17 protein-coding genes are annotated in these 19,354 nt (G+C 70.5%); 6 read left to right on the top strand and 11 right to left on the bottom strand.

Going from position 1 to position 19,354, the window contains the following annotated elements; all coding sequences use genetic code 11:
• Positions 1-19: 19 nt before the first annotated feature.
• From OG329_RS20940 to OG329_RS20960, 5 genes are all read right to left on the bottom strand, one after another.
• A complete protein-coding gene (locus OG329_RS20940; RefSeq protein ID WP_405797163.1) occupies positions 20-2,020 on the bottom strand; it encodes a copper resistance CopC/CopD family protein in 2,001 nt (666 codons plus the stop codon).
• A 13-nt stretch (positions 2,021-2,033) separates the two neighbouring features.
• Positions 2,034-2,501 carry a copper chaperone PCu(A)C gene (locus tag OG329_RS20945; RefSeq protein WP_405797165.1) on the bottom strand — a complete coding sequence of 156 codons (468 nt, stop codon included), beginning with the start codon at positions 2,499-2,501 and terminating at the stop codon, positions 2,034-2,036.
• Positions 2,498-3,160, bottom strand: a complete 663-nt coding sequence (locus OG329_RS20950) for an SCO family protein (protein WP_405797166.1) — start codon at positions 3,158-3,160, stop codon at positions 2,498-2,500. Before OG329_RS20950 ends, OG329_RS20945 begins: the two co-directional genes overlap by 4 nt.
• 86 nt (positions 3,161-3,246) lie before the next feature.
• Positions 3,247-4,098 (bottom strand): YcnI family protein, encoded by an 852-nt coding sequence (locus OG329_RS20955; RefSeq protein ID WP_405797167.1) that lies wholly within the window; start codon positions 4,096-4,098, stop codon positions 3,247-3,249.
• Between the two features lie 111 nt (positions 4,099-4,209).
• Entirely contained in the window at positions 4,210-5,082 is an 873-nt protein-coding gene (locus OG329_RS20960; protein ID WP_405797168.1) for a hypothetical protein, read from the bottom strand.
• Positions 5,083-5,274: 192 nt separating this feature from the next.
• Here OG329_RS20960 and OG329_RS20965 point away from each other — a divergent pair, with 192 nt between their 5' ends.
• The gene (locus tag OG329_RS20965; RefSeq protein ID WP_405797170.1) at positions 5,275-5,757 is read left to right on the top strand and encodes an ATP-binding protein; all 483 of its coding nucleotides are present in this window, start codon (positions 5,275-5,277) and stop codon (positions 5,755-5,757) included.
• Positions 5,758-5,855: 98 nt separating this feature from the next.
• Here the strand turns inward: OG329_RS20965 and OG329_RS20970 are convergent, their stop codons facing one another.
• The gene (locus OG329_RS20970) at positions 5,856-7,379 is read right to left on the bottom strand and encodes an aminopeptidase P family protein (protein ID WP_405797171.1); all 1,524 of its coding nucleotides are present in this window, start codon (positions 7,377-7,379) and stop codon (positions 5,856-5,858) included.
• 144 nt (positions 7,380-7,523) lie between these two features.
• Positions 7,524-8,945 (bottom strand): PP2C family protein-serine/threonine phosphatase, encoded by a 1,422-nt coding sequence (locus OG329_RS20975; RefSeq protein WP_405797172.1) that lies wholly within the window; start codon positions 8,943-8,945, stop codon positions 7,524-7,526.
• A 635-nt stretch (positions 8,946-9,580) separates the two neighbouring features.
• Here OG329_RS20975 and OG329_RS20980 point away from each other — a divergent pair.
• Together OG329_RS20980 and OG329_RS20985 are read left to right on the top strand one after the other, a co-directional pair.
• Positions 9,581-10,264 (top strand): bifunctional DNA primase/polymerase, encoded by a 684-nt coding sequence (locus OG329_RS20980; RefSeq protein WP_405797173.1) that lies wholly within the window; start codon positions 9,581-9,583, stop codon positions 10,262-10,264.
• 216 nt (positions 10,265-10,480) lie between these two features.
• Positions 10,481-11,002, top strand: coding sequence for a hypothetical protein (locus tag OG329_RS20985; protein WP_405797174.1), 522 nt, complete (start codon positions 10,481-10,483; stop codon positions 11,000-11,002).
• 279 nt (positions 11,003-11,281) lie between these two features.
• On the opposite strand, the gene OG329_RS20990 is transcribed toward OG329_RS20985, so the two are convergent.
• The 3 genes from OG329_RS20990 to OG329_RS21000 form a co-directional block, all read right to left on the bottom strand.
• Positions 11,282-12,262, bottom strand: coding sequence for a DUF5926 family protein (locus OG329_RS20990; RefSeq protein WP_405797175.1), 981 nt, complete (start codon positions 12,260-12,262; stop codon positions 11,282-11,284).
• 258 nt (positions 12,263-12,520) lie between these two features.
• Positions 12,521-13,042, bottom strand: coding sequence for an ATP-binding protein (locus tag OG329_RS20995; RefSeq protein ID WP_405797177.1), 522 nt, complete (start codon positions 13,040-13,042; stop codon positions 12,521-12,523).
• A gap of 162 nt (positions 13,043-13,204) precedes the next feature.
• On the bottom strand, positions 13,205-14,041 hold the full coding sequence (locus OG329_RS21000) for a glycerophosphodiester phosphodiesterase (protein WP_405797179.1): 837 nt from the start codon (positions 14,039-14,041) through the stop codon (positions 13,205-13,207).
• Positions 14,042-14,310: 269 nt separating this feature from the next.
• Here OG329_RS21000 and OG329_RS21005 point away from each other — a divergent pair, with 269 nt between their 5' ends.
• Together OG329_RS21005 and OG329_RS21010 are read left to right on the top strand one after the other, a co-directional pair.
• Complete coding sequence (locus tag OG329_RS21005) at positions 14,311-15,870, top strand: S1C family serine protease (RefSeq protein ID WP_405797180.1); 1,560 nt, start codon at positions 14,311-14,313, stop codon at positions 15,868-15,870.
• Between the two features lie 212 nt (positions 15,871-16,082).
• Positions 16,083-17,204 carry an asparaginase gene (locus OG329_RS21010; RefSeq protein ID WP_405797182.1) on the top strand — a complete coding sequence of 374 codons (1,122 nt, stop codon included), beginning with the start codon at positions 16,083-16,085 and terminating at the stop codon, positions 17,202-17,204.
• A gap of 536 nt (positions 17,205-17,740) precedes the next feature.
• On the opposite strand, the gene OG329_RS21015 is transcribed toward OG329_RS21010, so the two are convergent.
• Positions 17,741-18,370 (bottom strand): dihydrofolate reductase family protein, encoded by a 630-nt coding sequence (locus OG329_RS21015; protein ID WP_405797184.1) that lies wholly within the window; start codon positions 18,368-18,370, stop codon positions 17,741-17,743.
• 405 nt (positions 18,371-18,775) lie between these two features.
• On the opposite strand from OG329_RS21015, the gene OG329_RS21020 reads away from it, so the two are divergent.
• Positions 18,776-19,255, top strand: a complete 480-nt coding sequence (locus OG329_RS21020; RefSeq protein ID WP_405797186.1) for a hypothetical protein — start codon at positions 18,776-18,778, stop codon at positions 19,253-19,255.
• Positions 19,256-19,354 lie beyond the last annotated feature (99 nt).

Below are 19,354 nucleotides of genomic sequence, written 5' to 3' on the forward strand. Positions count from 1 at the left end.
TACGGGTGTCGCTCACGGGTCAGCCGATCTTCACGTTCTTCTCGATGGTCGTCTGGTCGATGTCCGAGGTCCGCACGGTCACCTGGAGATGCCAGTCGCCGGGCATCGGGATCTGTACGCCGCTCGCGCTCCAGTGTCCCGGTGCCAGATGCTCGGGCACGACGGGGAGCGGGCCGATCTGCTCGGACTTCAAGGTGTACGCGACCTTCACCTCGGGCACATCCATCGGCTTGCCGGCCGGGTCGTCGATCCAGACGTGCATGAGGTTGTTGCCCGAGCGGGCGGGGTCGAGGGTGAGGCGCAGTGTGCCCTTGCCGTTCGCACCGCCGGTGTCGAAGGGCGCGGTGAGGTTGACGGGGCGGGCGGTCGCGGGCGCGGCGGCCCCGGAGTCCGACCGGCCGACCTCCTTCTCCTGCGTACGTCCTGGCTCGGTGCCCGTCAGCACGGTCGCGACGGCGAGCACCAGGAGGGCGACGCACGCCTCGGTCAGTACGGAGCGGCGCAGCCCGGACCGCTCGGTGTCGGCGTCCCGGCTCCGCTTCTTGCGGGCCGTGGCCAACGCGGTCCGCTGGCGGGCGAGTTGAGCGGCGCGCTCGGGATCGGAGCCGTCAGAACCGTCCCCGTCCGCGGCCTCCGCCTCCCCGTCTTCGGCTTCCGTGCCGGCTTGCGTGGCGGTCGTCGCCCGATCGCCCAGCAGCCCCGTCCAGCGCCGCGAGAACCAGGCGGCACTGAGCAGCACGGCGATCAGCGCGACCTTGGCCAGCAGAAGCTGTCCGTACGACGTACCGCCCAGCGCGGACCAGGAGCCGACCTGCCGCCATGCCTGGTAGAGCCCGGTCGCCGCCAGGACCATGACGCTGACGAAGGCGATCCGGGAGAAGCGCCGCACGGCGGCCCGTTCGATGTCCGGCGTCCGGTGGAGGGCGGTCAGCAGCGACACGAGGCCGCCGAGCCAGGTCGCCACGGCCAGCAGGTGCAGTACGTCGAGCGGCATGGCGAGGCCGGTCTGGATCCCGGTCGACGCGTGCTCGGACAGCGCCCATGTCCCGGCGATTCCGGCGGCGACGACCGCGCCGCCCAGACTCAGCCCGAAGGTGAGATCGGCCTTCGCCTTCCCCGCCTCGGAGCCCGCGTCACCCGACCCCTCCCCGCCGTCCGGCCCCCCGCCGTCCGGCCCTTCCCCGTCGTCCGTTTCGGATTCCGTTTGTGCCACGCGCTTCGCGTACGCGCCGAACAGCACCGCGATGAACAGCGCCGCCGCCCCCAGCAGCAGCAGCCGCGAGACGAGCGCGGCCCCCGTCTTGGTGTCCAGTACGTCCGCCAGCCCGCCGAGGTCGAACGCGTCGCCCAGTTGGCCGGACCCGGTGTACGGAGTCCGCAGCAGGAGAAGGACGAGCGTCGCCGCGGTCAGGGTGACCCAGCCGCCGACGACGAGCCGCTGCAACGGCCGTACGGACGCGCCGCGCTGCCAGCACGCGAGGATGAACGCCGCCCCGCCGACGAGCAGGATGAATCCGGCGTACGAGAGGTAGCGCACCGTGTCGTACAGCGTGCCGACGACTCCGCCGCCGGCCTCCTGGCCGGACACGGTGGCCGTCGTCTCCGACGGTGCCCCGACGGAGAAGGTGAACGCCCCGGACACGGGATGGCTGTCCGCGGAGACCGCCTGCCAGGCCACGGTGTACGTGCCGTCCGGCAGTCCGGGTTTCAGGTCGACGGCGTAACGGACTGTGCCGCCGTCGCTCAGATCACGCATCTTCGCGACATCCACGCGCTTGCTGCTGGGGTCGAGGACCCTGATGGAGTCGTCGCCCATGGCGATCTGCTCGGAGAAGGTGAGCGTGACGTCCTTGGGGGCGACGTCGACCACCGCCCCGTCCTTCGGATCGCTCGCGGTCAGCGCGGCGTGCGCCGACGCCGTACCGGAGAACGTGCCGAAGAGGCCGCAGACGAGCACGGCGGTGACGAACAGCAGTCGCATCAGCCGCGACTGCCGTATACGGGGGGCGGTGGCCGTCATATGGGTCAGTCCCTCAGTGCCGCGTGGGGTTGTAGGTGGCCGCCTTCACAGGAAGGTCGACCTTCGTCGGGCCCGTCTTCTCGAAGTGCAGTTCCACGGCGACCCGCTGGCCTTCCTCGAGCTTCTTCTTCAGGCCCATGAACATCAGGTGGTTGCCGCCGCGGTCCAGGGTCAGCTCGCCTTCGGCCGGGATGTCGAAGGACTTCACCTCCCGCATCTTCTGGTCCTTGGTCTCATGGATCGTGATGTCGTCCGAGATGTCGCTGGTGACGGATGTGAGCTTGTCCGCCGCGTCACCGCTGTTGGTGACGGTGAAGAAGCCGGACGCCATGTCGCCGACAGGCTGCGGAATGAAAGCCCCGCCGATCTTCAACTGAGGCTGGTCCTGCGACGCGTCCGCCGACGAGCACCCTGCCAGCGCCGCCAGCAGTGCCGCCACCACCGCCCCGGCGACCGTGAGCCGGCCGCCGCGCCCCCTCACGGGGTCTCGCCCTTGATGAGCTTCGGCAGGTCCTTCGTGTAGTCGTCGGCCGTCGTGTCCTCGCCGTACAGGACGTAACCGCCGTCCGTCTTCGGCGAGAACGCGATGACCTGGGCCCCGTGCATGGACACGACGCTGCCGTCCTTCTCCGTCGTCGCCGGCTCGATGCCGATGCCGACCTGACGCGCGCCCGCCTGAATGGTCGGGAAGTCGCCGGTGAGCCCGACGAACGACGGATCGCCCGCGCTCGGGAGCCACTTGGCCAGCTCGGCGGAGGTGTCCCGCTCGGGGTCGGTGGTGACGAACACGACCTGGAGTTTGTCCTGGTCGGCCTTGGGCAGCGCCTTCCTGGCGATGGCGATGTTGCTCATCGTCAGCGGGCAGACGTCGGGGCAGTGCGTGTAGCCGAAGTAGATCAGCGTCGGCTTGCCCTTGGTCTCCTCGCGGAAGTCGTACGTCTTGCCCTCGGTGTCCTTCAGTACGAGGTTCGGCTTCTCGAAGGGCTTGTCGAGGACGGTCGCCGCTTGGGTCTTGGGCTGTGTGGAGACGTCGGCCACGGCCTTCGACGCGTCGTCGTCGCCGCCACTTCCGCAGGCGGACAGGGTGAGTGCGGCCACCGCCGTGAGTGCGGCGGCGGTGAGCACGGTCTTCTTGCGCATGGAGGTAATTCCCATTGGTGGAGTACGGGGTGTACGTGGAGTACGGGCGACAGGCGCGGGCCCGGTGGCGGACCCGCGCCCGGCGGTCAACTGGCGGGTGTGGCGGGCGTTTCGGGCGTGCCGGTGGACGATGTACGGCGGCGTCCGGCCAGGACGCCGAAGGCCACACCTGCGGCGCCGACGACGATCCCGGCGATGCCCAGGGCACGCGCCGTACCGTCGCCGCTGTCGGACGAGGCGGTGGCGTTCTCGCTGTGCTCGCCCTCGCTGTCCTTCGACGCCTGCTCGGCGCCCGCCTCGGCGCCTGCCGCCGCGTCGTGTCCGTCCGTGGCGGCGGCGGTCAGCGTCAGCACCGGCGCCGGGCTCTCGGGCTCGGCACCCTCGGTCGGCGCGTCGATCCAGCGCACGACCTGCTTGTCGTCGTACGTCTGAAGGGACTTGAACACCAGTTGGTCCGCGTCCTCGGGCAGTTGGCCGATGGAGAGCGGGAACTGCTGGAAGTAGCCGGGCTCCACGCCGTCGCCCGTCGCGGTCCAGGTGACCTTCGAGACGGCTTCGGTGATCTGCTGGCCGTGCATCTCGATCGGCTTGTCGAGCTTGCTCTTGGTGACGGCGATCTTCCAGCCCGGTACGGCCTGCGGCGAGACCGACGCCAGCGGGTGCTCGGCCGGGAAGTTCACTTCGAGCTTGACGGTCGAGGCGTCGTCGCGCTCGTTCGGCACCTTGAAGTTGACCGTCGCGTAACCGCCCTTGGCGGCTTCGCCGACCGGCTGTACGCCGACGTGCGCGAGGGCGGGCCCGGCGAGCAGTACGACGGCGGACGCGGCGACGCCGCCGACGACGGCCACGCGGCGCGCGGTGCGCCGACGACCGGTACGACCGGTGGTGGACGGCTGTGGGACGCCGCGACGAGACATGTTCGTACGAGAGGCGTTCATGACAGAAGACACTCCACGAGGTGGGAGAGACGGTGGACCGTGCGCGGATACGCGACGGCATCGCGACGCCACCGCTCTACGTACGTAGTACGTACGGAGCGTGTCGTCGCGTCAGGCGGCGAGGGTGAGTACGGCCGGCGGGCCGCGCCTGATCACCGAATGCTGGAGTGTCCGCCCCGTGTACGACGGCGGGGTGTCGCGGTGCGGGGCGGGCTGTTCGTGGCGCCCGGGGGCGGGCGTGACCGGCAGACCGGCGCGCAGCGCCCGTACGAGACCGAGCGCGGCCCGCAGCGCCCGCAGCCGCGCGTTGTCGGCGACCGCCTCGCCGAAGCCGTCGCCGAGACCGTGCCCGTGGGCCGAGAGCGTGGCGAGCCGGGCGAGCGCGAGGTCGCCGCGGCGCATGAGCCAGCCGGTCGCGAGGGCGGCCAGCAGATGCGCGAGGAACATGGGCAGGGTGGGCAGCTCGGGCAGCAGCCCGGTGGCACCGACGGCTCCGTCGGCGGCCCCGGCCGCTGTCCGGGCTGCCGTGTCGGCGGACGATCCGTGCAGGTGACCGCCCTGCGCGAGCCCGCCGGGGAGCGTGGCGGGATCGATCCCGGCCTCGGTGACGATGCGGTGCGCGTCCCCGGGGCTCAGCGACGCCGGACCGGCCCCGCAGATCAGCTTGGCCGCCATGCGCACCAGTACGTCGTCGGCGCCCGCGCGCATCGTCAGGTGCTGCTGGCTCATCCCGAACAGGGCGTGCAGCGCGAGCTGTCCTCCCGTCAGGGCGAGCGCGATGGCGGGCAGCGAACGGGCGCGTCCCGCGAGCGGCGCGGCCACGGCGAAGACACCGGCGAAAGCGATGACGAGCGTCCACCAGGGGACGGCCTGACAGGCGGCGAGCACATGTCCCGTCGCGGACAGCACGACACAGACCGCGGTGAACACCGCGGCCCTCAGGAGCCTCGGACCGGCTCCGGCGTGTGCGACACGATCCGGCATGGCCGGGTCATCATCGCACTGCGCCCGGCGGCTTCGTACGGCAGGTCCGGAAGGTCACCCTCTGTCCTATACAACGGCAGACGGGTCAGGCGCGTCCGCCGAACGAGTTGTTTTCCGCGGACGATGTGCTTACGGGGCGCTTACAGGGGCAATACGTATCGGTATGTCGAGCTGTGGCCAGGAGGCTGGAGCATGAGCATCTGGTGGTCCCTCCATTTGCGGCGCGAAGCCGCGAGCGTCCCGCTCGCACGCCGTCTCCTGATCGGCACGATGGAGACCGCGGGCGTCGACCCCGACATTTCCTTCGATCTGTCCGTCGCACTGAGCGAGGCCTGCGCGAACGCCGTCGAGCACGGCGGTGACGACCGCCCCGGTGAGCCGTCCCGGGCGTCGGAGGCGTACCGGGTGACCGCGTATCTGGACGGCGAGAAGTGCCGTATCGAAGTGTCCGACTCCGGGCCGGGATTCCCCGCCCGCCGGGCCGTGCGGCGGTCCGCCATCGCCGCCCTGACCGCCGAGGACGGGCGGGGGCTGTCGCTGATCGAGCAACTGGCCGACCATGTCCACTGCCGGAACCGGCCGGGGCGTGGCGCGGTGATCAGCTTCGACAAGATCCTGAAATGGCGCGAGGGGAACCCGCTGGTGGCACGGGGCGGCACGACCGCCGGAGTCTGAGCCCCGGAACGTGCAGCCCCGGAACGTGCAGCCCCTGAGCGCGAGGCCCGCCCGCGCGTGGCGCGCGACCGGGCCTCACCCACTCGAAGCGTCCGGACTCAGCCCTGCTTGGTGGCCGCCATCCACGCCTCCACGTCGTCGGACGTACGCGGCAGCCCGCCCGACAGATTCCGGTTGCCGTCCTGCGTGACGAGGATGTCGTCCTCGATGCGGACCCCGATGCCCCGGTACTCCCGCGGCACCGTGAGGTCGTCCGCCTGGAAGTACAGCCCCGGCTCGACGGTCAGGCACATACCGGGCTCCAGCGTCCCGTCCACGTACGCCTCCGTCCGCGCCGCCGCGCAGTCGTGGACGTCCAGGCCGAGCATGTGGCCCGTGCCGTGCAGCGTCCAGCGGCGCTGGAGACCCAGCTCCAGGACCCGCTCGACCGGCCCGTCGAGCAGTCCCCACTCGACCAGCCTCTCGGCGAGCACCCGCTGCGACGCGTCGTGGAAGTCCCGGTACTTCGCGCCCGGCCGTACGGCGGCGATACCGGCCTCCTGCGACTCGTACACCGCGTCGTAGATCTTGCGCTGCAACGCGTCGAACCGGCCGTTGATCGGCAGGGTGCGCGTGACGTCGGCGGTGTAGAGGGTGTGGGTCTCCACGCCGGCGTCGAGCAGCAGCAGATCGCCGGCGCGCACGTCCCCGTCGTTGCGCACCCAGTGCAGGGTGGTCGCGTGCGGGCCCGCGGCGCAGATCGAGCCGTAGCCGATGTCGTTGCCCTCCACGCGGGCACGCAGGAAGAACGTTCCCTCGATGTAGCGCTCGCTGGTCGCCTCGGCCTTGTCGAGGATCCGTACGACGTCCTCGAAACCGCGGACGGTCGCGTCGACGGCCTTCTGGAGCTCGCCGATCTCGAATTCGTCCTTCACCACGCGCGCCTCGGACAGATAGACCCGCAGCTCGTCGTCGCGCTCCGCGGTGACCTTGTCGGCCAGCGCGGCCTCGACGGACGCGTCGTGCCCGCGCACCGCGCGCACCGGGCCCGTCGCCTCGCGCAGCGCCTCGGCCAGCTCCCGTACGTCCTTGGCGGGCAGACCGAGCAGCCGCTCGGCCTCGGCCAGCGAGTGCCGGCGGCCGACCCACAGCTCGCCCTGGCGGCCGTCGAGCCAGAACTCCCCGTTCTCCCGGTTGGAGCGGGGGGTGAGATAGATCGTCGCCCGGTGGCCGTCGCCGCCGGACACCGGCTCCAGCACGAGGACGCCGTCCTCCGTCTGGTCGCCGGTGAGATACGCGTACTCCGTAGAGGCGCGGAAGCTGTACTCCGTGTCGTTCGACCGGGTCTTCAGGCCGCCCGCGGGGATCACCAGGCGGTCGCCCGGGAATCGCGCGGACAGCGCGGCGCGGCGGGCCGCCGCGAACGGCGCCTGGGCGACGGGCTCCAGATCGCGGAGCTCCGTGTCGGCCCAGCCCGACTTCATGTTCTCGGCCAGCTCGTCGGACACGCTCATGTACAGGCCGTTCTTGCGCTGCTTGACGGGCTTGTCGGCCGACGCCTCGTCGGCGTCATCGAGCACTGTGTCCGGATTTCCCAGGGATTCCGGGGTCTCCGGCGTTTCCGGGATGAGCTCCTCGGCCACGGTCTGCCTCCTCTTGTACGACATCGGACCTTTCGGGTCCCGGCACCATCGTATGTCTGTACGGGAGACAGGCCAGGGGGCCTGTGGACAACCTGACCGACGGCCGGCCGGAAGGACCGCGGCGCCCGGACGGGATCCGTCCGTTCACTCGAAGCGGGCGGCGAGGATCACGACGTCCTCCCCGCTCCCGGCCGTCCCTCCCCCGCGGGGGGAGCCGGGCCCGTCGAGCCCGTCCGGCAGCACCAGCCGCAGCACATGGTCGGCGATCGCCCCCGGATCGTCCCTGAGGCTCCTGGGGACGCTCGCCGCCGCCGCGTGCAGCCGCGCGAAGGCCCGGTCCATCGGGTCGCCGGTGCGCCGCAGCAGGCCGTCCGTGTACAGCAGCACCGTTTCTCCTGGCGCGGGCGACAGCTCCACGCTCGGCGCCTCCCAGCAGGACAGCATCCCCAGCGGCGCCGACAGGGTCGTCTCGACGAACTCGGTACGCCGCTCCCCCACGATCAGCGGCGGCGCGTGCCCCGCCCCGGCGAGCACGATCCTGCGCGGCTCGGGCTCGGCATAGGCGAACAGCGCGGTGGCGGTGCGCGCCGGTTCGGTCAGCCGCAGCAGCAGTTCGAGATCGGACAGGACGGCGACGGGGTCCTCGCCCTCCATCACCGCGTACGCCCGCAGGGACGCGCGCAGCCGCCCCATGGCCGCCAGGGCGCTCGGCCCCGAGCCGCTGACCGAGCCGACGGCCAGCCCCAGCGCGCCCTCGGGCAGCGGCAGGGCGTCGTACCAGTCACCGCCGTCGTGCCCGCTCGTCCGGTGCCGTACGGCGAGCCGCACCCCGGGCACCCGGGGCAGCCGGCTGGGCAGCAGCTCGTCGGCGATCGTGGCCTCACGCGCGCGGGCGGTCTCCAGCTCCAGCAGGCGCGCCAGATGTTCGGCGGCGTACCGCGCGTAGAGACCCACCAGATGGCGCTGTCTTTCCACCGGTTCGGCGGGTTCGTCGTAAAACCAGACGGCGGCGCCGATCCGGCCCGCCGTGTCGCTCGTGAGACAGACGGCGTACGTGGCGCCGTAGCCGAGCCGCAGGGCCACGTCGCGGTGCAGCGCGTCGAGGTCCGGGTCGCCGAGCACGTCGCCTACGGACTCGGCCGCCGTGGCGGGCTCCGCGGTGTCGTCGAGCAGCCTTCCGTAGGAGGACGCCTCGCGCGGCACGGTCTCCAACTGGCCGATGTCCGCGTGGCTGAGGCCGAGTCCCACGGAGGTGCTGGGGACGCGCTCGTCCGCGCGGGGCGCCGGTTCGAGGACGACCAGACCGCGCGAGGAGCCGACGAGGGCGGCGCCCGCGCGTACGACCTCGTTGAGCGCCGCGTCCACCGAACCGGTCCTGGCCAGACGTTCGGTGAGTTCGTGGAGGGTGGTCAGGTCGGAGACCCAGCCGGCCAGCCGGTCCTGGATCAGGATCACGGGTGCGCCGGGAGATGCGCCGGGAGACTCGTCAAGTGGCGCGACAGTGTGCGCGGGGGCCGGAACTACTGAATCGATTCCAGCCACTTTCGGCATGTGCGGAGCGCTCATGGCAACCGGCTTTCTGACTGGTGCGTTTCACGCAATAGCATCGCGAAACACCAGATGATTCTGCGCCACTATCAGTACATCCACATGTACACGCACAACTGACGCGATGTCCAGCATTGTCCTGGCGGAACCGCTGGTGTCCGCGGGACGTCCAACTTGGCGCGAAAATGCTCCCAGCGCTGTATTCTGCGATCGACTGAGAGAACTCGGCAGGGGCCTTTGCGGTGAAGCGCACGCGACATCGGGGAGGAGCGTCATCCCGCACGTGATGGGTACGTAAACGGTGACGGACAGGGGCAGTTGGGACGGCCCCGGAACCTGACGGACGGCTTCGGCGTCTTACCCGCCGTAGCCCGCGCACCATCCCGGAACGGCGAGGCTGTCACAGCGGAGCGACAGCCCACTGAGTGCGCCACCCATCGCCACGGGTTAATGAAGAAGACCGCGTTCGGCCCAGGAGCGGTGAGCCCAGCCGCAGGTTGGCAAAGTCCGACTGTGCCCCGTCCACGGGGGCGGCGGAGCGTCGACGACACGCGTCGACTGTACGCACAGCGATACGCACAGTGAAGCCATGCACACAGATTGACCGGTGTGGCATGTGGACCTCGGCGTTCAACGGAAAGGAACGAGCGCTCATGCGCGAGATCCTCGGAAGGCGACGCAGGCTCCTGTTCAGGCGCAAGGGGATGCCTGCCCCACTCGAAGCGGCGCTGACCTGCGCCACGGCGTGGCAGTGGCCCGTACTTCCCGGAGCCGGCCTGAAGACGTCCGGCGGCCGGGGCGATCGTGGCCTCGGCTGCGCCTGCCCGGACCCCGAGTGCGCCGTACCCGGCGCGCACCCCTTCGATCCCGGCCTGCTGGCCGCGACGACCGACGAACGCATGGTGCGCTGGTGGTGGGCCAACCGGCCTACGGCCCCCATCGTGATGGCCACCGGAGGCACCGCGCCGTGCGCGGTGAGTCTGCCCGCGTCCGCCGCAGAGCGTGCGCTGGTGGCACTGGACCAGATGGGTATGCGCCTCGGCCCCGTCGTGGCGACACCCACGCGCTGGTCGCTGCTGGTGGCCCCGTACACCCTGGAACGGCTCGGCGAACTGCTTTTCGCCAAGGACTGGGTGCCCAGCTCGCTGCGCTTCCACGGCGAGGGCGGCTATCTGGTGCTCCCGCCGTCCGAGGCGGCCGGCGGTCGGGTCCGCTGGGAGCGGGCGCCGCTGCCCGGCTCGGCGTCGCCGTGGCTGCCGGACGTGGAGGCGGTCGTGGACGCGCTGGTCGAGGCGAGCACGAGCGCACCGGACGGCGGCAGCAGGCTCGCGTACTGAGCGCCGCGTACGGCGTCCCGGGGGCCGTCGGCCATCGGGCACGGACCGGGTCGTACCGCTGGTACGGCCCGGTTCGGCGTTTCCGCTGTCACTCGTACGGGTGCGACGTGGGCCGAGTTGTACGGGAAATGGGCGCGCGGCGCTCCGGGTGGCCCGATCGCGCCGATATCTTCGGCCGACCGTCAAGATCTCCCCGGCAGTGGCAGGTGGGCCCGCATGAATCTTCGCGTGATCGGGCTCGCCACCGTGGTGGTGGTCACCGCCCTGCTGCCGCTGGCCGCCTCGGCGGGCCCCGCCGGCGGCCCCACGGCGGGCTCCGGGCGCGACGTCCCCCTCCGGCTCACGGGCCCGCCGGCCGCGCCCGAGGAGTCGAGGAAGGGCGACACGGCGGCCGTCGAGCACTGCGGCCCGGCGCTCACGTCGCGTGACGGGATCGAGGCCCAGACCTGTGTACTTACCGAGAACGGGGACACCTGGGGCCGTACGTACTACCGGAATACATCGGGTGAGGAATTGAGTTCCGTGCTCAGTTTGATGGGTCCCGGCGGGCGGACCGTGGAGTCCCACTGCACGGTCGAAGACGGCGATGAGCGGGGTTCTTGTGAAACTCCGCATGAACGCACAGCCGGAAAGCCCGCACGGTACTGGGCGATCGCGGAGTTCGCGGGAAGTGCCGACGGGACCGGGCCGCTGCTGCTCAGGTCGGGCAGCAACTCTGCTGCTCCGACTGTCAATTGACAGTCGGGGCGCTTCACGGAAGCGGGCCGCCGGGAGATGCCGCGAGTGGCGCGACAACTCTGCAGTCTTCACTCCGGAAATTGCAGGAACCGTACCGGGGAACGCCAACGCCCGGTCGCTGGCGACGGGGGATGCACCAGCGACCGGGCTTCTAGAACGGTAACAAGAGATCGGCGGTTAGCAAATTCGATCTGATGTATTCGGGCAAGAAATTACTTACTGGTACGGGTAGTTGTGACGGCTGTCACTCTGGGCGACGAAAGTCACCGCCTAGCCGATCTAGCTGAGGGTCACCTGGCGGTTGGTGAGCCCGCCGCGCGCCCGGCGCTCGTCGCCGGTCAGTGGCGCGTCCACCGCCAGAGCCGCCGTAAGCCGCTCCTGGAGCTCCGTCGCCGGCTTCTCGCAGTCCTGCGCCCGCATCGCGCTCGGCAGGTCCCAGACCGGCACCGTGAGCCCGTGCGCCCGGAAGGAGCCGACCAGCCGGGTCCCCTCGCCGAGGCTCGACGTACCGGCGGCGTGCAGCCGCGCGAGCGCGTCGAGCAGCTTCTCCTCCGGATATGGCATGACCCAGCGCAGATGGTTCTTGTCGGGCGTCTCGCACCAGTACGCGGCGTCCGTGCCGGAGAGCTTCACCGTCGGGATCGCGGCGGCGTTGGCGCGCTCCAGCGACGCGGTCACGTCGGGGGTCGCGTTCTCGGCGTCCGGCACCCAGAACTCGAAGCCGGGGTGGACGACCGGCGTGAAGCCGGCCTCCGGGTCGAGCAGGTCCTGAAGGCGCGGCCCGTCGGCCGGCACGCGCTGCGCGGCGACCGGATTGCCGGGCTCGGCGGTCAGCGCCCGCTGGAGGGTGTCGGCGAGGTCGCGGCTGAGGTCGCCGGACGAGGTGTCGTTCTGGAGCGCGAGCAGGACGGAGCCGTCGTCGCGGCGCAGCGCGGGCCAGGCCATCGGCAGGACGGTGGCGAGCGTCACGGACGGAACGCCCTCGGGCAGGCCGCCCTTGAGGGTCAGCTCGGCGGTCGCGGCGGGCACCAGCTCGCGCAGCGCGATCCAGTCGCACTCGCCGGCCAGCCCGTCGAAGGGCCGCTGTACGAGCTCGGTGACGGCTTGTGCGGCGGCCCGGCCGTGGCACGCCTTGTAGCGGCGGCCCGAGCCGCACGGGCAGGGCTCGCGGGCGCCCACGACCGGAATCGGCCCGTCCGTGAGCTGAGCTTTCGCGGACTGAGCCTTCGCGGCCTTGGTCTGGGGGCGCTTCTTGGCCATGGTGGGCTTCTCCCGTTAGCGGCAGTGCGATGTCGGGCGCGAGCCTAGCCCGTAGCGCGTACGGCTCTGGGCGCAACGCCCCCTCGGGGCCGGGCCGGTGGGAGTGCGCGCACCGGCTCGCGTACGGGAGGGGGTGCGGCGGCCGGGTCCGGCGACGCGTCGGGCGAGGTTGTTCGGCCGACATCGGGCCGACATCGGGCCGACATCGGGCCGACGTCGCGGGCCGCGGGCCTGGGCCGAAGTCGTGGCCCGCGGTCGTCAGGCGAGGTCGTCGGCCGCGTCGAAGGTGTCGGCGAAGTCCAGTTCGGGGACATTGACGCGCGTAGCGAAATCCTCGCGGCGGTGGCCTTCGGTGACGAGCACCCAGACCGTCACCTCGCCGGACGCGCTGTCCCGTACGCCCCAGTCCTGGGCGAGCGAGGTGATGATGTTCAGACCGCGACCGCCGCGCGCGGTGACCGAGGGTGTGGCCGGAACCGGTCGGGTCGGGCCGCCGCCGTCCGTCACCTCGACGGTCAGCCGGCCCGCGGGGTCGACCTCCCACGCGGCGCGTACGTCCCCGTCGCCGATCTCCGCCCGGCCCAGCGGTCTGCCGTGCCTGCAGGCATTGCTGAGAAGTTCGGAAAGGATCAGTACGGCATCGTCGACGACCGCGTCCGACATTCCCCGGTCGCGCAACTGCTCGCGCATCCGATGCCTCGCCTGTCCCACGCCCGCAGGGCCATGGGGAACGGCCATGCTCGACGACGTGGGCACTTCCTGTGCCACCACAAACGCCACCCCCGAGACCTCCTTTGCCCCACGCCACGGTGTGAATGCCCCAATGGCCTGGACCGGAAACCGGCCAAGGGAGGGTCAGTGACGCACTCAACAGGGTCGAACACGTACCGAACGCGCCGGTGCACTCCCGGTCACAGCCCGTGCCTCCGAATCCCCGGCAAGTCAGGCAAGGCGCCCCAGTTGGGACAGCACCTGTTTGGGGCGGTTGGTGATGATTGCCTCCACCCCGAGACTCGCGCAGAGCGCGACGTCTTCCGGCTCGTTCACCGTCCAGACATGGACACGGTGCCCCGCCTTGTGAAGCCGCTCCACATAGCCCGGCTGGTTGCGCACGATGCGGATGCCGGGTCCCGCGATCCGCGCGCCCGCCGGCAGCCGTCCGTCGCGCAGCCGGGGGGAGACGAACTGCATCAGATAGACGGTGGGCAGGTGCGGCGCCGCGTCGGCGATGCGATGCAGCGAACGGGCCGAGAAACTCATGATGCGGACGGGCGACCCCGTTGATCCGGGCGGTCCGGGCGGTCCGCCGGATTTCGGGCCGTCGAGTCCGAAGCGTGCCAGCAGGTGGAGCAGCCGCTCCTCCACCTGTCCGGCCCAGCGGGTGGGATGTTTGGTCTCGATGGCCAGCTCGACGCGCCGGTCGGTGTCGGCTACCAGTTCGAGCAGCCGCTCAAGCGTCAGTACGGAGGTGAGGGAGCGGTCCTTCCAGTCGGGGCTCTCCTCGCTGTCCATGTTCTCCATCCACGAACCGAAGTCGAGGGTGGCCAGATCGGCCAGCTCCAGGGCGGAGACGGCGCCGCGTCCGTTGGAGGTGCGGTTCACCCGCCGGTCGTGTACGCACACCAGGTGCCCGTCGGCGGTGAGCCGTACATCACATTCCAGTGCGTCGGCGCCGTCCTCGATGGCCTTCTTGTAAGCGGCCAGAGTGTGTTCAGGCGCGTCCTCGGAGGCTCCTCGGTGGGCGACGACCTGGATGCTGTGCTGCCGTGCTTGGGTCACCCCGCCATCGTGTCACCGAGACGGGGTAAGCGTGGGTCGGGGCCCCTTCGGGGGCGTACTGCGGATGCGTCCCGTTTGCCCCGTAATAAAGGATGACAGGGAGACGCACAGGTCCTGCTTACCGTGGCCTGACGTGCTGTGGGAAAAGCTGAGGGCAGAGACGTACGACAGACGTGTACATGCCGATGAGGCATGTGCGGACAACTGACGCGGCGGAAAACAGCGGAACTCCTGCCGAAGACTGATGTGGAACCGAGGAGTAAAAGACTGTGAGCACCGAGAACGAGGGCACAGCGGTCCCGTCCGCCCCGTCCGTACCTCCCGTGCCGGTTGCCGCTCCCGAGGGCACACCCGCGTCCGCTCAGGGGGAGTTCCCCCAGGACCAGCGGTACCCCGACCAGCCCGGCCGGTCCAGTGAGCCCGGCGGGGCCGGCGGTTTCGGCGGGCCCGCGCAGGCGTCGCCGCCGCCGGCACAGCCGCCGTCGGTGCCCCCGTCCGAGCCCGGTCACGGCTCGGAGCCCACGCCGCCGCTGCCCGGAGCCGTACCGGCCTACCACCCCGGCTCGACGGGATCCACCGGATCGGCCCCCGACGCGGGATGGCCGGCGCCCCCGCCCCCGCCGGTCCATCCTTCTTACGGAGGCGGCGGCGGAGGTGGTGGCGGATGGGGCGAGCCGCCCGCGTCCGGCCCGCAGCCGTCGCGCAAGCGCCCCGGTGGTCTGATCGCGGGGATCCTCGCGGCGGCGCTGGTCGCCGGTGTGGTCGGCGGCGGGGTCGGTTACTGGGCGGCGGACCGTAACGACGACAGCGTCGGCACTGGATCGACCACGGTCTCGGCGGCCGACGCGCCCGCGCTCAAGCGCGAGGCGGGCAGCACGGCGGCGGTGGCCGGCGACGCGCTGCCGAGCGTGGTGACCATCACGGCGCAGGCCCAGGGCGGCGACGGCGGCACGGGCACCGGCTTCATCTACGACAAGCAGGGCCACATCCTCACGAACAACCATGTGGTGGCGTCGGCCGCCGACGGCGGAGACCTGACGGTGGCCTTCTCCAACGGAAAGGAGTACGCGGCCGAGGTCGTCGGCCGCGCGGAGGGTTACGACGTCGCCGTGATGAAGCTCAAGGACCCGCCGTCCGGGCTCAAGCCGCTGGCTCTCGGCAATTCGGACCAGGTGGCGGTCGGTGACTCGACGATCGCGATCGGGGCGCCGTTCGGGCTCTCCAACACCGTCACGACGGGCATCATCAGCGCCAAGAACCGCCCGGTGGCCTCCGGCGACGGCACCAGCGACAAGAACTCGTACATGAGCGCCCTCCAGACCGACGCCTCCATCAACCCCGGCAACTCCGGCGGTCCGCTGCTGGACGCGCGCGGCGCGGTCATCGGCATGAACTCCGCGATCCAGCCCTCGGGCGGCGGCGGTGGCGGCGGGTCGGCCCAGTCCGGCTCGATCGGCCTCGGCTTCGCCATCCCGATCAACCAGGCGAAGACCGTCGCCGAGCAGCTCATCAAGACCGGTGAGCCGGTCTACCCGGTCATCGGCGCGACGGTCTCGATGTCGGAGGGCGGCGACGGCGCGACGATCTCGCCGGACGGCGGGGCCGGCGGCACGGCGGTGACGCCGGACGGGCCGGCCGCGAAGGCGGGGCTCAAGTCGGGTGACGTGATCACGAAGTTCAACGACGTGCCGATCGACAGCGGCCCGACGCTGATCAGCGAGATCTGGACGCACAAGCCGGGCGACAAGATCAAGATCACGTACACGCGCGACGGCAAGGATTCGCAGGTCGAGGTCACCTTGGGCGAGCGCAAGGGCGATACGCAGTAGAAGGACACAGACACAGACACGGACACGGAAACGGACAGACAGGGCGGGGCGCCGACTCAGGCGCCCCGCCCTGAACGTTGTCCGTTCCTGATGTCCGTGGGACGTGCGCGAAACGCTGATTTAACTGTGACGGCTGTGCCGTGAAATATGCCTCGGTCACCTTTCTTCCAGATCTGGCGTGATCAGTCCGCCTGGGATGGGAGAGGTACGGCATGCGAGGAATCCTGCGTCGAACCGCGTTGCTGACGGCGGTCGTTGCCCTGACCGCCGGCACGGCCACCGCCGCCGAACAGAACAAGTCCCCGGTCAAACGCCCCAAGGTGGCGGTCATCGGCACCGGCGGAACGATCTCCGGCGTGAGCCAGAGCAGGGTGGACTTCCAGGACTACCAGTCCGGCAAGATCCCGATCTCCGAGCTGGTCGGCGACCTCGAGCCGGAGGTGAACGAGATCGCCGACGTGTCCACCGTGCAGTTCGGCAACAAGGGCTCGGGCAGCTACTCCATAGCCGAATTCCGCGAGTTGACCCTCGCGGTCGACAAGGCTCTGCGTACGAATGACGCGGCCGTCGTCACCACCGGCACGGACACGATGGAGGAGTTCGCCTACTGGCTCGATCTGACGGTCCGTAGCGACAAGCCGGTGATCCTGACGGGCGCGATGCGGCCGTGGACCGTCATCGGTACGGACGGCCCCGCGAACCTCTACAACGCGATCCAGCTCGCCGCCAGCCGTAAGACGACGTGCTTCGGCAGCGTCATCATGCTCAACGACGAGATCCAGGCCGCGCGCGAGGTGCGCAAGACGGACGCGCTGCGCATGGACACCTTCAACAGCGGCGCGAGCGGTTCGCTGGGGGTCGTGGACCAGGACCGGGTCCGGATCAACAGGGCGCCCGCGCGGGTCGAGAAGTGCGGCAAGGCGAGCTGGCGTACGCCCTTCGACGTCTCCAGGATCGCCGAGAAGAGTCTGCCGAAGGTCGAGATCGCGTACAGCTACCAGGGCGCGGGCGGCGAGGCCGTGAAGGCGTTCGCCGACGCGGGCGCGGACGGCGTCGTGACGGCCGGTACGGGCGCGGGCGGCATCTCGTCGTCGATGTCGGCGGCCCGCGCGGACGCGACCAAGCAGGGCGTGGTGTTCGCGTCCACCACGCGTACGGGCAACGGCGCCGTCTACGACGAGGAGAGCGGCGGCGCGGTGGTCGGGGCTGCGGACCTCAGCCCGCAGAAGGCCCGCATACTGCTGCTGCTCTCGCTGGCGAAGACGGACGAAGTGGCGCAGATCCGTACGTGGTTCACGACGCTGGGGACGGCGGAGTTCCAGAGCCACGGATAGCGGCGAGGCGGTCGCCGAGGAGGGCGCGCGTTCGGCGCCGTTGTCGCAGAGGCCGATGGCCCGCCCGCACGCGACGGCGGCGTCCCGCTTTTGTTTCGGCGGCGCAGTGGATCGGCCTTGACGGCGGGCTGATGGCGGTAGCCAGCGAGGAGCAGCGCCAGCAGCCTCCGTACCTCACACCAGGTCGAGCGCACGCCCGGCGACGCCGGGGGTCGGCACGCCGCAGACGAGGCGCAGGGTGAGAGCGACCTGGCGCGCTCCTCCGCCGGGTCGAGATCGCGGGTGACACGCACCGTCGCGGCGAGCACCGAGGCCCACTCGCGACGGTGCGCGTCCTCAAGGCCGCCATCGTCGAGGTCCGCCGTCTCGACCACGAAGAACCCGGCGATCACGTCCTTGCTCTCGATGAACGGCCCGTCCGTGACCAGCCCGTCCTTGTGGATCGTCCGCGTGGCCGCGCTCGGCTCCCGCGCCTGCTCCTGGACGACACGGGCGCCCATCGCGTGGATCTGCTCCCCGCGGCGCAGGTTGGCCTCCTACCAGTTACCGGTCTCGGGGCCCATGGCCCCGTACTCGACCTTGCCCGCCCGCGCGTACGTGCTGATGACGACGCCGCTGTCGGACTTGGCGGTGTCGACCAGCTTCAGCCCCGCCGGGACGGTGCCCCTCCCGAAGAGTCGCTTTCCGGAACCGACGAGCACCGGGAAGACCAGCACGTGGAACTCGTCCACGAGGTCGTGCTCGATCAGCGTCTGAATCAGATCACCGCTGCCGTGCACCTGAATCTCGCCGCCGTCGCTGTCCTGCTTGAGCGCGCGGACCGCGTCGGCGACGTCGCCCGCCAGCAGCGTCGAGTTCTGCCACGACACGGTATCGAGCGTCCGCGAAGCGACGTACTTCCGCACGCTGTTCATCTTCGACCCGATCGGGTCGTCCGCGTCGGCGAGGGGCCAGGTGGCGGCGAAGATGTCGTACGTCTTGCGCCCGACGAGCAGCGCGTCGGCGCGGCGGACCACGTCGGTCATCCGCTCGATGAGATCGGGCCCGAAGTGCGGCACGGACCAGCCGCCGTGCTCGAACCCGCCGTCCCGATCCTCATCACTGCCGCCGGGGCCCTGCATGACTCCGTCGAGGGAGACGAATGTGGTCACCATCAGCTTTCGCATGCGCGTTTCCTTCGCTTGTACGTCCTGGCCGTACCGGTCGGCGGGCCTCACTCACCACGACGAACGGGATCGCCCGCAATCGACACCACACGACCAACGAGTTTCACGCACGCCGGCGGCGGTGCGGACGACGACCGATGCGCTGAACGCATCAACGGGGAGCACAAAAAGATATGCGCAGGTGGACTCTGCCCGTTCCAGCGGCACTCGGCGCCCCGGCGCCGGCGTCGGGGATCAGGTTCCGTTTCCGTTTCCGTTTCCGGTTCGTCGGACGACGACAAGGAAGACGTACCGCTGGCCGCTCCGCCGCTTCGCTGGCGGGCGGGGCTTCTCGCACTGCGTGCGCACATGGGCGTCGGCCCTCTCGCCGACCCCGGTCTGTCAGGGGCCCTAGGCTCCGTGAGCATGGATTGGGTAGCACCTGTCAGTACCGCACTCGGGGCGGTGATCGGCGTTGGTTCGACGCTGCTGGCCGACCGACTCAGTTGGCGCAGGGACCGCGCCGGCCAGAGCCTCGACGCGCGGCGCCAGCTTTACGGTGACTACACGGCGGCACTGTCGCGGATGCGAACCGCACTGAACGAGTGCGCCCAGACAAACATCCCCGCGCGGGAGCGCCCTCAGCGGGTGCGCGAGCTGTTTCTGGCGCCCGGAGCGTACGAGATCCGCCACCAACTGGCCATCGTCGCTCCGCAAGATGTCGTTGAAGCCGCCCGCACGGCTTTCGTGGTCCTGAGGGATACACGAGACCTGTTCCTGCGGAGCCCGGAGATCGACAGCGACGGCTACACCGAGCTGGAGAACAGATTCGATACGGCGCTGGCCGAACTCCGCGATGTTATGCGTCGCGACCTTGGTACGGCCGACTCGATTGCGAGGGGCTGACGGAGGACTGGCTCCGAACTGCCGGCCGGACAAGGCAGGGCAGAGCACGACACCCCGAGCGGGAGAGGGACTGCGGAAGCGCTCGGTAGGGCCCAGGAT

The sequence above is a fragment of the Streptomyces sp. NBC_01506 genome, from assembly GCF_045040295.1.
In the GTDB taxonomy this organism is placed as follows: domain Bacteria; phylum Actinomycetota; class Actinomycetes; order Streptomycetales; family Streptomycetaceae; genus Streptomyces.

Bases quoted from the DNA above. Each gene is read 5' to 3' on its own strand.
- OG329_RS20960 (WP_405797168.1), bottom strand. From the start codon at position 5,082: ATGCCGGATCGTGTCGCACACGCCGGAGCCGGTCCGAGGCTCCTGAGG.
- OG329_RS20985 (WP_405797174.1), top strand. From the start codon at position 10,481: ATGAATCTTCGCGTGATCGGGCTCGCCACCGTGGTGGTGGTCACCGCC.
- OG329_RS20965 (WP_405797170.1), top strand. From the start codon at position 5,275: ATGAGCATCTGGTGGTCCCTCCATTTGCGGCGCGAAGCCGCGAGCGTC.
- OG329_RS20940 (WP_405797163.1), bottom strand. From the start codon at position 2,020: ATGACGGCCACCGCCCCCCGTATACGGCAGTCGCGGCTGATGCGACTG.
- OG329_RS20950 (WP_405797166.1), bottom strand. From the start codon at position 3,160: ATGCGCAAGAAGACCGTGCTCACCGCCGCCGCACTCACGGCGGTGGCC.
- OG329_RS21010 (WP_405797182.1), top strand. From the start codon at position 16,083: ATGCGAGGAATCCTGCGTCGAACCGCGTTGCTGACGGCGGTCGTTGCC.
- OG329_RS20990 (WP_405797175.1), bottom strand. From the start codon at position 12,262: ATGGCCAAGAAGCGCCCCCAGACCAAGGCCGCGAAGGCTCAGTCCGCG.
- OG329_RS20955 (WP_405797167.1), bottom strand. From the start codon at position 4,098: ATGAACGCCTCTCGTACGAACATGTCTCGTCGCGGCGTCCCACAGCCG.
- OG329_RS21020 (WP_405797186.1), top strand. From the start codon at position 18,776: ATGGATTGGGTAGCACCTGTCAGTACCGCACTCGGGGCGGTGATCGGC.
- OG329_RS20980 (WP_405797173.1), top strand. From the start codon at position 9,581: ATGCGCGAGATCCTCGGAAGGCGACGCAGGCTCCTGTTCAGGCGCAAG.
- OG329_RS21015 (WP_405797184.1), bottom strand. From the start codon at position 18,370: ATGCGAAAGCTGATGGTGACCACATTCGTCTCCCTCGACGGAGTCATG.
- OG329_RS20975 (WP_405797172.1), bottom strand. From the start codon at position 8,945: ATGAGCGCTCCGCACATGCCGAAAGTGGCTGGAATCGATTCAGTAGTT.